A 12,616-nucleotide genomic window follows, 5' to 3' on the forward strand; every position below is an offset into this window, starting at 1 on the left:
ATAATTAAATATGAAAATGATGATAAAGAAATTTGGGACGGTGTCCGGAATTATAGGAATATTTATTGCAATCTTAATTGCTGTTTCCTGTAAGAAAACTGAAACGGCAACCCCGCAGCTTACCCTTGCTAACATAACAGATACTATACCTTCAAATGGCGGTACCGTAGCTTTGAAATTTACTTCAAACGCAGCATGGACTGTTGATACTGCTGGCCTTGGATGGCTACATTTAAGCCAAACATCGGGTGGTAATGGTACGGCAACAATTAATTTAACAGGTTTGGCTAATAAATCAGGTGCAAGCCGTTCTTTGCTTCTAGTTTTAAATTCAACTAACGGTCAAAGCAGGCGGATCACAGTGCTGCAGGATGCCAATATCTATCCATCCTATAATATATCACCCATAGCGCCCGATGCAAATGGCATGGGAAGCACGGCTACGCAGCTTACTACAAATATTACAATGGGATATAATATTTATAACACCATGGAAGCTCCGGGCGATGAAACTGGATGGGGAAACCCGGCAATCACTCAATCATTGATTGATTTGATAAAACAAAACGGCATGAACGCCGTACGTATACCTATCCAGTATGATTGGTCACATATAATCGATAAGAAAACTGCACAAATAGATCCTGCCTGGCTTGCCCGGATAAAACAAGTGGTTCAATATTGCTTTAATGACCATATGTATGTAATGGTTAATATTCACTATGATGGTGGCTGGCTTGATTGTACCGCGACGGGTACTAAGCAGGATACAATCAATGCCAAGCAAAAAGCATACTGGGAACAAATAGCTACAACATTGAGGGATTTTGACGAACATTTGATGTTTGCCAGTGCCAACGAGCCCAATGCTACGGATGTACCAACATCTGCCACCCTAATGCGCTATCACCAAACGTTTATTAATGCAGTACGCAGTACCGGCGGTAAAAACAGCTATCGTACTTTAATTATTCAGGCACCTTCTACCTCAATTGATTTGGCTAACCAATATCTTAAATCGAGTAATGTGTATAAAGTAGTGTCAATGCCTATTGATAAGGTGCCAAATAAAATGGTAATCGAGTTCCACTATTATACACCTCCAAACTTTTGCATATTATCTGCTGACGCAAGTTGGGGAAAAGAATCGTATTTCTGGGGGGCTAACTTTCACACCACCAACCCGATGTTTCTTGACCGAAACTCAACTTATAATGAAGAGCAGTATGTAGATTCTATATTCAAAACTGCCAAAAAGAATTTTATCTCAAAGGGAATACCGATGATTATGGGCGAATACGGTACAGCTTATCACGCCGATAAGCTAAAAGGATATCCGGCGGATTCCCTGTTGTCGGTAAATTCCCAGATGCATTTCTATAGTTATGTAACGAAACAAGCTAAAGCAAATGGTGTGCTACCATTTTTGTGGGGCAGCGACGCTTTTGACCGGTCAACTAACACTGTAGGAAACCAGCGGACATTGGATTCGCTGAAAAAAGGTGCAGGACTTTAAACTATGAAATCGCAGTTAATAATATACGGATAATAAAGATCAAAAATTAGTTGATTAACGGTGCCCGCGACGAGGTGAGATACGGAGCGGGCTTTTTAAACCGCAGTTGATAATATCCCGATAAAAAAAATTAAATACTAATTAATTTAACTGCCCGCGACGAGGTGAAAGACGGCGCGGGTTTTTTACCCCTATTGAAAAATTTCCATATGCTAAAAATTAAATACGGTGCAATTGGTCTGTTAGTATTGGTGGCATGCAAAAAGGAAGCGAAACTAAACAACAATATCGTAATAAAAGACACCACCGGGACAACGATAATTCCTCAAAAAGATCCGCAGGTTGCTAAATCGGCGGGATTTTTTTTGGATGACTGGACGACAAAAACATTTAAAGCACCGGCTTATAGCAATGCCCCTCAGCCGGCGGCTGATGCCACCGTTACTGTAAATATCGACTACAGCAATGTGATCACAAAGGTTCCAAAATATCTTTTTGGCAACAATACAAATCCATATATGGGGCAACTGATCACTGAGCCTGTGCTGATGAACAATATCAAAAATTTATCGCCTAACATTCTGCGCTTTCCCGGCGGAAGTATTTCGGATGTTTACTTCTGGGATGGGCAGATCCCTTCAGATGCTCCGGACAGTTTGTCTGATTCTAACGGAAATAAAAGCCCGATTTCATATTGGGTGGGAAATAATACGGCAGGATGGACCTTAACGCTGGATAATTATTACGCAGCGCTAGAGCAAACGAATAGCACTGGCATCATCACTATCAACTACGCTTATGCCCGCTACGGCAAAGGCGCACACCCGGATCAGGCAGCTGCTCACGTGGCGGCACAATGGGTACGTTACGATAAGGGCCGGACAAAGTACTGGGAGATCGGCAATGAAGATGCGGGCCCATGGGAGCCAGGATTTAGAATTGATGTAGCACAAAATAAAGACGGACAGCCTCAGACGATTACAGGTGCTTTATATGGGCAACATTTTAAAGTTTTTGCTGACTCCATGCGCAAAGCAGCGAAACAGGTGGGCGCTGATATTAAAATTGGGGCACAGTTAAGTGAAACTGACCCTTCAAATTCGTGGAATGCCGTAGCGAAAACATGGGAACAGGGTTACTTTGCATCCGCCGGTGATTATGCAGACTTCTATATCGTACATGATTACTTTACGGGTTCCGATAACGAAAATGCAGCTACAATCCTCGCAACTCCAACGATTGTTACAAAAGCAATGATGGACTACATGCACGCGGCAACTACAAAATACAACGTTTCACTAAAACCGATCGCGTTGACGGAATGGAATATTTTCGCTAGCGGCGCAAAACAGATGCCCTCTTACATAGCCGGAATGCATGCTGCTATGACACTGGGTGAATTACTGAAGAATCAGTTCGGGATGGCCAGCAGATGGGACCTGGCAAATGGCTGGAACAACGGCAATGATCAAAGTATGTTCAATGCCGGTGACGAGCCCGATGGTGTGGCTAAGTGGAACCCCCGGCCTGCGTTTTATTATATGTACTACTTCCAGAAATATTTCGGCGACCGGATGGTTGGTTCCTCTGTCACGGGCGGTAATGGTGATGTTTTAAGCTACGCATCGTCGTTTTCGTCCGGTGAGGCAGGCGTCGTGATAGTAAATAAGGGAACTGCTTCACAAACAGTAAAGGTAAACATCAGCAATTTTAAACCCGGATCAAGATATTATTATTATACGTTGACAGGTGGCACAGATAATGGTGAATTTTCCGGCAAAGTATATGTAAATGGCAACGGACCCAGTGGTGCTAACGGTGGACCGGCAAATTATCTGGACCTCTATGCAACCTCTTCCTCGTTAGCTAACGGATTAAAGTTATCCGTGCCGCCACGTGCAGTGGTTTATCTGGTTGCAGAAAGTAAAAAATGATATTAAATGTTAAGGACAATAAATCATCCAGGATTACTAAATGATGTTTTCGGAATCCGCGTTGCCGGATATGAAGAGACCGAAAACTTCAATGAAATATCACTAAGGCATTACAAGGATTAGAATATCCTCAACTATATTTAAACATTTAACTAAAATGAGAAATACCATACAAAAGATCTTCGCGCTCGGCCTGGTGCTGTTAGTTGGTTCTACAATCTTGCGCGGGCAGGGTTTACCGATTGCCGCTGGTCCTTTTAAACCAGCGGATTCTTCCTTCAAACATTATCAATATCCGGCTTGGTTCAGAGACGCCAAGTTTGGGATTTGGGCACATTGGGGACCACAGGCAGTGCCCCGCCAAGGGGATTGGTATGCCCGGAATATTTATATCGAGGGTAGCGACCAGAACAAATACCATACTGCTCATTATGGGCATCCGTCTAAATTTGGATATAAGGATATTATACCGCTATGGAAAGCCGAGAAATGGGACCCTGAAAAATTGATGGAATTGTATAAAAAGGCCGGGGCAAAATATTTTGTCAGTATGGGGACCCACCATGATAATTTCTTTTTGTGGAATTCTAGCGTGCACCGGTGGAACGCAGTACAAATGGGACCTCATAAAGATGTAGTCGGTATATGGCAAAAAGCAGCCAAAAAAAATGGTTTGAAATTTGGCGTATCGGAGCATTTAGGGGCAAGTTACACATGGTACCAACCCGCGCATGGGGCTGATACCGCAGGAGCGTACAAAGGAGTACCTTACGATGGCAACGACCCGAGGTATGCTGATTTATACCACCCCAAGGCAGCTGCGGATGACCACGGATGGTTAAGTACCAATCCGGAATGGCATCGGGAATGGTACAGGTCGATTAAAGAGCTGGTAGATAACTATCACCCTGACCTGCTTTACTCAGACAGTGGATTTCCGTTTGGCGACGTTGGGAGAGCCATGCTAGCCAATTTCTACAATGGCAACATCGCATGTAACCATGGCCAAATGACGGCTGTTTATAACTGCAAACAGCCATCGCAGGGCATGTGGGTACAGGATCTTGAACGGGGCGTTCAAGATTCCATCAGTCCATACCCCTGGCAAACGGATACTTCTATCGGCGACTGGTTTTACAAAACCGGTCAGACCTATAAAAGCGCAACAGATATTATACAAATGCTGGTCGATATTGTAAGCAAAAATGGTAACCTTCTGATCAATATTGTGCAAACACCTGAAGGCGATCTGGAGCCTGATATGCTGAATACGCTTGACGAGATAGGTAAATGGACGGCGGCCAACGGGGAAGGGATATACGGATCCCGTCCTTGGAAAATATTTGGCGAACGGCCGGCGAATGCTTCAACTATAAAAGCTGGCAATTTTAATGAGGACCGGGTAAAATATACGGCAGAAGACATCCGCTTTACCTGTAACGGCAAAAAATTATATGCCTTTCTTCTTGACAGGCCCAGCGGTGATATTCGAATCAAATCGCTCGGGAAATCCTCGGGCATAAACATGCAAAAGATACTATCGGTGAAGCTTTTGGGCAGCAAGGAGACCATACAATGGCAGCAGGGGACAGATGCGTTGGTAATCAAAAAACCGTTGAACTTACCTGACTGGAAAGTATCGGGATTTAAGATCGATCTTTGTGACTAGAAGTACGTTTAAGATTATTAACGAGCGACTAAAGCCTATAATTAATCAGAAAAGAACTTTATGAAAATATTTGCCCTAGTAGCAATATTTAGCGGCTGGCTTGCTCAGTCATTTGCTCAAACACCAATGCCGCTCTACCCGGGTAATATCCCCAATTCAAAACCTGCGCCGTCGCTATATAGGGAAGGGCTTAACCAATGGCGCTGCGTTACAAATGTGTCTATTCCTACGCTTACACCCTTTTTGCTAAAAGACGGCTCAACGCATACGGCTGTGTTAGTAATTCCCGGTGGGGGGTACTCAGGCGTTGCTATGGGTCATGAGGGTGATTCCATAGCACGCGCTTTCAACAAAATAGGTGTAAGTGCCTTTGTACTGAAATACCGCTTGCCCAATGACAGCACAATGGTTGATAAAACCGTTGGCCCCCTGCAGGATGCACAATCGGCATTGTTAATGATACGCAAAAATGCAAACAAATGGAACATAAATCCGGCAAAGGTGGGCGTGATGGGGTTTTCTGCAGGAGGACATTTGGCGTCAACCTTAGGGACTCACTTTGACAAACCGACGATAAAGAATAATGACAATATCAGCCTCCGCCCTGATTTTATGGCGTTGATATATCCGGTTATTACATTCGGAAAATTCGCGCATATAGGCTCGCGCGAGAACTTGATCGGCAAAAAACCGTCGCAACAACTTATCGACTTTTACAGCAATGAAAAGCAAGTTACTGATGTAACGCCCCCGACTTTCCTGGTGCATTGTGAAGACGATAACGTTGTTCCTGTTCAAAACACGCTGATGTTTTACGATGCGCTGTTACAAAATAAGGTAAAAGGTGAGATGCATATCTACACGGGGGGCGGCCATGGTTTTGGTTTACACAATCCAACTACCCATGATTACTGGTTCGACAGGTTGAAAGAATGGATGGATACTAATGGATGGTTGAAATAATCGCGTAACGTTAATTAAATGCTCAAACATCCGTCAAAGATGTTTGCGCTTTTTTGTTATGGTTTTTCTAGTTTAATGGGATGCTGCTGACCAAAGCGCCCGCTATAGTTTTTGATTTCAATACCATTTATTCTCTTTCAGCCACCTCGCACAATAGTCAAACCATGTGCTCTTTGCAGGTTCTAAGGGAAATCCATGCTGCCCGGTCGGGAAAATATGTAGCCCCGAAGGCACTTTATTCTTTTGCAATGCAAGAAACATAGCAGTACTGTTTCTGACAGAGACCAGGCCATCATCTTCTGCATGAATTAAAAAAGTTGGTGGAGTGCCCGGGGTAACGTTAAGTTCATTGGAGTAAAATCTTACTTTTTCAGCGGATGGATTTTGCCCTATTAAAGCTGTCCGCGAATCTAAATGCCCCAGCGAATCGGTAAAACTAATTACCGGGTAAACTAATACCATAAAATTGGGCCTTAATGAGACCCGATTAATATTTTCGATAGAGGTTTTATTAAAATGGGTGCCAATAAATGCCGCCAAATGTCCTCCAGCAGAAAACCCCATTACACCCACCTTTGCTGTATCAATGTGCCATTCTTTTGCCCTTGTTTTTACAATGAGCAAAGCCCGTTGAGCATCCTCTATTGGGCCTGTAGATTTGTCGCGCATGATTTTGTCGTCCGGCAAGCGGTATTTAAGCACGAATGCAGTGATGCCAATTTCATTGAGCCTTTTAGCGACATCATAACCCTCATAATGGATGTTCAAGGCACCATATCCTCCGCCTGGAATCACGATCACCGCTGTGCCAGAGTGATTTTCTACTGGTGAAAACACTGTTAATGTCGGTTGCGTTACGTTTTGTAAAAAATTATATGTGGTCCAATGCTCAATGTTATTGGTTTGGATCGAATTAGGGATTTGTGCGTCGTACAATGGAATGACGGTTTGACAAAATCCAGCAATTGGAAAAGTCAATAAAAAAATAAAAAAGGTTAGTCTGTTTCTCATCTGAAATTAGATCAAAGATTTTATATTTATTTATTCAGCAACTGGGCTGCGCTGAATTGTTCCTTTTAAGTTCAAACTGTTTATGTTGATTGAACCCTATCATAATTATTAATCCCTCGATGGAATTACCGTAAATTTCTTTTTCAGTCGTAAAAAGGGCTTTTCGAAAATGCTGTATGAGAGTATAGAAATGGCGACGGTGGCGACGAACGCAATAACAAAGCCTACTTCACCCCTCCAATCAGATAATCCAATACTTTTGCTAAAATCTGCCAGTTGTTCTTTGAAAATTTGATAAACAAGCCAAAACATGGTTATATGAAAAACATACATTCCATAAGATATGCGACCCAGATATCGCAATATTTTTGGCATGTATTTTTCCTGTGATCCATAGAAGGATAGAAAATAACATATCACTCCTGTAAGTATCAGAAGCCAACCAACAAATGATTGCGAGATAGAGGATAGGTGAGGAGCATCGGCATGAATGCCACATACAATGGAGGCAATCAGCCAGCACGCCACTCCTGTCGCAAACAATAATATGCGAATGACCGTGTGCCAATTTGGTTGCCAACCCCGCATATAGACCGATAGAAGTATACCTGCTGCAAAGAACTGAAAGTGCACTAAGCTATTCGTCCACTCACCGCTAAATCCCGTAGTGGGGTTTCTGGCGTAATAAATAATAGTGATGTAAGCTATCGCAAATGCAACAATTGAAAAAATCTTCAAGCCTCGTTCGGCTGTAAAATATATAATCAACGGAAGCAAAATGTAAAGTTGTTCTTCAACCGAAATACTCCAAAGCGGATTAATAGGATAAGACGGAAGCCAATCATTAAAAGTGATATACCAATTGCCGGAAAATAAGCTAAACGAAAGTTGTACTGGCAGTGAAATATGCCCAAATTTATCTGTAAACTGTGTTATAACGACCATCCCAAAGAAAAAAGCAAAGTACAATGGCCAAATACGAAGTATCCTTCTTATGTAGAAAGATTTCACGTTAATTTTGCCTGACTGTTCTAGTTCCTTTAATAGCAATTCGGTTATCAAAAATGCGCTTAGAAAGAAAAATAAAGGCACGCCAAATACACCAATTAAGCTGAGGTGATAAGCCCAATAATTTCTTGCCGGATCAATGGGCGCAAGATCCAGCCTGTGAGTAAAAAAAACAAAGAGAAAGGCACATAACCTAAGTATATCCAGCTCGGGTTTATAATATCGGGTTGGTATTACTAAAAGCTTATTGTCCTTATCTGCTGTTACCTCAGGCAGTGTATTTGGCGATTCTATGTTATTCAATGAGCCTTAAACTGTTTTATGATAAAACCTTTAACACATTTGCATATGCTAAGGCATCTGACGATTTTTCAGGTAAAGTAACAATCAAACCTTTATCATTTCTTTCAAAAGTTAAAGACTGTTTTGTCGGCAACCATTCTATCTTTTGAATCTCTTTTGGAAAGTGTTCACTGGCCTTTGCCAAACTTTTAATAACTAGTTTTCCGTCCTCAGGCCAACCCATTGCAGTTGCATAAAGCACATCGCCTTTTGTTGCAAAGCGGATATCTTCATGTGTAAACGGTTTCCCTTTCCCTTCATTGAAGCCCTGTGCGCTCAGTTGTGCTGCAGCTTCCTGTGCCGGCCCTTCCCCAAATATCTTCCATGGCCTTGTAGCGTAGATGCTTTCGCCGTTCGTGTTCATCCATTTGCCAATATCCTCAACGATTTTTCTTTCTTTTTCATCAATGGTACCATCGCCGCGAACAGGGATGTTCAGCATCAGGTTCCCGTTTTTGGCTACAATGTCAACTAATGTTTGAATTACGGTCTTTGCTGTTTTATACCCATCGCGTTCATACAATGCCCGGTCATAATGCCAACCACCAATGCAGGTATCGGTTTGCCAGGGCAATGGCTCAATTTGGTTGGCTTGCCCTCTTTCAATATCCCATACCATCGCCTTGCGTTGATTTTGATCCAATATTTTCCCATTAAGCACTGCGCGAAGCGCTCCATGTTCTTTAATGCTTTTATTGTAAAGATGAGCAGCAATGCGCAAGCCTGAATCACTAACCGGCCAAAACGGAAGTTGGCTGTCGTCGAAATAAACGACATCCGGATTGTATTTATTGATCAGCTCGATGGTCCGGTTGTAAAATTTATCAATGTAGGCTTTATCCGGCGGATAAGCGCCATTTCCCCAACCCCATTGCCCGCCAATAGAATTGTCATCTAAGCTATCTTTGCTCAGAGGGTGGTTCTGTGCATACAGTTCTTGCGGATCGAGTCCTTGCCACCACTTGTCTTTTCCGCCGGCTTTTGTGAGTTTTCCGTCGTAGGGAATGCCTGCATAAGGGCCAGTTTTATCTGAACGTTGTGCCACTTCATACCAGCGCCAGGCATGCGATGCGTGGACACTTACGCCAAATGGCAACCCGTTATTTCTTGCCGCCTTTTCCCAGCCGCCAATCAGATCTTTCTTTGGGCCAATCTTAGTTGAGTTCCAGGAATTTTGATATTTACTATCGTATAAGTCGAAATTATCATGATGATTGGCAAGCGCCATAAAGTATTGTGCACCAGCGCTTTTGTACAAACTCACCAACTCTTCAGGATTCCATTTCTCGGCTTTCCATTCATTGATGACATCTTTAAATCCAAATTTTGAAGGATGACCGTATTTCTGAAGATGGATTTTATATTGCCACGAACCTTCCTGGTACATTCCTCTGCCATACCAATCGCCGGCTTCGGGCTGGCATTGAGGGCCCCAATGTGCCCACATGCCCAACTTGGCATCACGAAACCATTCGGGTGTTTTATAATTTTGCAACGATTCCCAGGTCGGTTTGAATGGGCCGTTTGCAATTGGCTCATTTAATTGGTTGTTATAAAAGCTCTTGCCCAATGCTCTCGATAACCACAACGAGGACAAGGTAGCGGCAGTTCCTTTGATTAATGTTCTGCGTTTCATTCTAAAAAGTTTATAAGTGCTTGCCGATCGGTCAGCTGTAATTACAATTCGAAAATTTTATTCATCAAAACCCATTTTTCTCCCTCTTTTGCCCACGGCAGTGGTTGCTGAAATTTCCACATCAGTTGCTCCCATTCCTGAACTTTCTGATTGGAGCCGTCCATAGCCGCTTTGCGATCGAAACTAAAGCTATCATCAGTTTCCATGATCATGAACAACCGATTACCTGTCCGGTGAATTTCCATATTGTTAATTCCTGAATCGGTAATACTTTTCATTATTTCAGGCCATGCATTTTCCGTTTTGTGCCAGTTTTCGTATTCGGCAATTAATTCCGGGTTATCTACTAGGTCGACTGCCAGGCAGTATTTTTTCATTTTATAATATTTAATAATGATTAATTTTTAAAACAAGAAATTGCTCAACCGATTTCTACCATTGCTTTTATTACGCCATTGGCGGGATTTAACCATCCTTCAAATTCATCCTTCAGCTGGCCGAAAAAAACACGATGTGTGATGTAGGTGGTTGGATCAACTAATTTCTCTTTCATGGACGAAATAACGTGTTCAAAATCTTCCCTGGTTGCATTTCTGCTGCTCATCAGGGTTGCTTCTCTTTTATGAAACTCGGGATGGCTGAAACAAATGTCTCCCTTTTGGAGCCCGATCAGCACATACCTCGCCCCATGAGACATATATTGGAATGCATTGTTGATCGCTTTCAAATTTCCCGTCGCATCAATTACTACGGTTGGCATATCACCGTTCGTGATGGCTTTCAATTGCTCTGTAACATCCGCGTCAGTTGCATTAATAACATGCTCCACTTTCAGCTTGTCTTTACAAAACCGTAACCGATCACTATTGGTGTCCATGGCAATTACTTTTCCTCCTGCAATCCGGGCAAACTCCATCGTTCCTAATCCTATAGGCCCAGCTCCAATTACCAATACAAATTCATCTTTTTTGACTCCGCCTCTTCTCACGCCATGGGCACCTATGGCTAAAGGTTCAACCAACGCCAATGCGTCAAAACTCAATCCTTCACCATGAATTAAAGAGTAGGAGGGAACAGAAATATATTCAACCATGCCCCCGTCCTGATGCACACCGCACACTTTTATCTTCTCACAAGCATTGGGTTTTCCATTTCGGCAGGCGATGCATTTACCACAATAAAAATAAGGGATGAATGTAAGAGCCTCGCCGATCTCAAAACCGGGGGCCTGATCAGCTTCAATTAGTTCACCTGAAAGTTCATGACCTAAAATACGCGGATATTCAAAATACGGTTGCGTTCCTTCGAACGCGTGCAAATCGGTACCGCAAATCCCGATTCGTTTAATTTTTATTATAGCTTGTCCGGGCTGTGGTTGCGGTATTGCTCCGACCGCATATTCAAACTCACCAGGCTTTTTGCACACTAAAGTCTTCATTTTTGTTCTATTAATTTTACGCCGTAGCTGCTTGCTGAAGCCAGGATACAAAGTCGACTTCAATCAGATCATTGATTTTTAATTCCTGCCAAAATTCCGGGGGAATATTGGCATTAAGCATACCCAAATTCGATTGAACGCGGGCAGCATTAGTCGTGTTTAGTGCTATGCTTTTCACGCCCGGAACATTGAGCGCGAATTGGACACAAGCTTCAGAAGGTTTTATATTGAATTTATTACATTTTTCAAAAAAATGTTCCCGCCATTTGTATAAGCCGTCATTTTGTGAAGTGCCTCTTTCAATCAGCCGATAGTCGAAATGATTACTGCCAACAAGGAAGCCTGAGTGAAACACTGCAGAATTAACTACATAAACACCCTTTCTCTCCATTTCCGCGATAAAGTCCAGCAGTTCTTGCGGATGACGCTTTATCGTCATGCTGTTAGCAATCATGATCCAATCTAATTGTACATCATTTGCAAGTCGCTTAATGATTTTCCAGTTTTTTGCGCCAACGCCAATAAATTTCACTTTTCCCTGCTTCTTCAAATCATACAAAGCCTCATACGCAGCTAAAATATCGTTGTACAATTCCTCTGCGTGATGATGGTCTTTTGCAGTACTAATATACTCATCGGGGTCGTGAACGGAAACCATTTGAGGGATATAACCACTGAGTAATTCATTGCCTTGGTCGAAACATTCTATAATGCCTTTATAACTTATCTTTTGAACTGCATCATATTTTAGATTCTTCCAAACACCGGGTTCGAAAGTAGGTTCTTCTGTTTTTAGTTCGGTGCGAAGCCACCCTAACTTATTACTGATAATAACGTTTTCCTGTGAAATATTTAGTTTTCTGAGGCATTTTCCAAGTGTTTCCAATGCCAGGCCGGCGCCATACTTTCCTGCAGAATCAAATACCACTTTGCCATCTGATAGCCGGACACATTCGCTTACAATATTCAGCTTCTCTTCTTCGTCCAGCGCAACGAACAAATTTCCCAAACCGCTGGTCCCGAATATAATCGCCGGAAGACTCAGCGGTGCTTTATCTAATCCTTTTACTTCGGGCTCTTGATGCTTTTTCATTTTGCT

General features: G+C 42.6%; 10 protein-coding genes. 4 read left to right on the plus strand and 6 right to left on the minus strand.

Annotated features, from left to right (window positions below; translation table 11 throughout):
* The first annotated feature begins 16 nt into the window (after window positions 1-16).
* The 4 genes from Q3A68_RS22135 (at window position 17) to Q3A68_RS22150 (ending at window position 6,082) form a co-directional block, all read left to right on the plus strand.
* Window positions 17-1,516, plus strand: coding sequence for a cellulase family glycosylhydrolase (locus Q3A68_RS22135; protein WP_302903328.1), 1,500 nt, complete (start codon window positions 17-19; stop codon window positions 1,514-1,516).
* A 209-nt stretch (window positions 1,517-1,725) separates the two neighbouring features.
* Complete coding sequence (locus tag Q3A68_RS22140) at window positions 1,726-3,450, plus strand: alpha-L-arabinofuranosidase (protein ID WP_302903329.1); 1,725 nt, start codon at window positions 1,726-1,728, stop codon at window positions 3,448-3,450.
* Window positions 3,451-3,607: 157 nt separating this feature from the next.
* Complete coding sequence (locus Q3A68_RS22145) at window positions 3,608-5,119, plus strand: alpha-L-fucosidase (protein ID WP_302903330.1); 1,512 nt, start codon at window positions 3,608-3,610, stop codon at window positions 5,117-5,119.
* Window positions 5,120-5,179: 60 nt separating this feature from the next.
* Window positions 5,180-6,082 (plus strand): alpha/beta hydrolase, encoded by a 903-nt coding sequence (locus Q3A68_RS22150; protein ID WP_302903331.1) that lies wholly within the window; start codon window positions 5,180-5,182, stop codon window positions 6,080-6,082.
* Window positions 6,083-6,199: 117 nt separating this feature from the next.
* Here the strand turns inward: Q3A68_RS22150 and Q3A68_RS22155 are convergent, their stop codons facing one another.
* From Q3A68_RS22155 to Q3A68_RS22180, 6 genes are all read right to left on the minus strand, one after another.
* Window positions 6,200-7,018, minus strand: coding sequence for an alpha/beta hydrolase (locus Q3A68_RS22155; RefSeq protein WP_302903332.1), 819 nt, complete (start codon window positions 7,016-7,018; stop codon window positions 6,200-6,202).
* Window positions 7,019-7,201: 183 nt separating this feature from the next.
* On the minus strand, window positions 7,202-8,404 hold the full coding sequence (locus Q3A68_RS22160; protein ID WP_302903333.1) for an acyltransferase family protein: 1,203 nt from the start codon (window positions 8,402-8,404) through the stop codon (window positions 7,202-7,204).
* A 16-nt stretch (window positions 8,405-8,420) separates the two neighbouring features.
* Complete coding sequence (locus Q3A68_RS22165) at window positions 8,421-10,079, minus strand: alpha-L-fucosidase (RefSeq protein WP_302903334.1); 1,659 nt, start codon at window positions 10,077-10,079, stop codon at window positions 8,421-8,423.
* Between the two features lie 41 nt (window positions 10,080-10,120).
* Entirely contained in the window at window positions 10,121-10,456 is a 336-nt protein-coding gene (locus Q3A68_RS22170) for an L-rhamnose mutarotase (RefSeq protein ID WP_302903335.1), read from the minus strand.
* Between the two features lie 44 nt (window positions 10,457-10,500).
* A complete protein-coding gene (locus tag Q3A68_RS22175; RefSeq protein WP_302903336.1) occupies window positions 10,501-11,517 on the minus strand; it encodes a zinc-binding alcohol dehydrogenase family protein in 1,017 nt (338 codons plus the stop codon).
* Window positions 11,518-11,533: 16 nt separating this feature from the next.
* Window positions 11,534-12,610: an aldo/keto reductase gene (locus tag Q3A68_RS22180; protein WP_302903337.1), complete on the minus strand. Its 1,077-nt coding sequence runs from the start codon at window positions 12,608-12,610 to the stop codon at window positions 11,534-11,536.
* Between the last annotated feature and the right edge of the window lie 6 nt (window positions 12,611-12,616).

This window comes from Mucilaginibacter tolerans, assembly GCF_030519375.1.
GTDB lineage: Bacteria > Bacteroidota > Bacteroidia > Sphingobacteriales > Sphingobacteriaceae > Mucilaginibacter.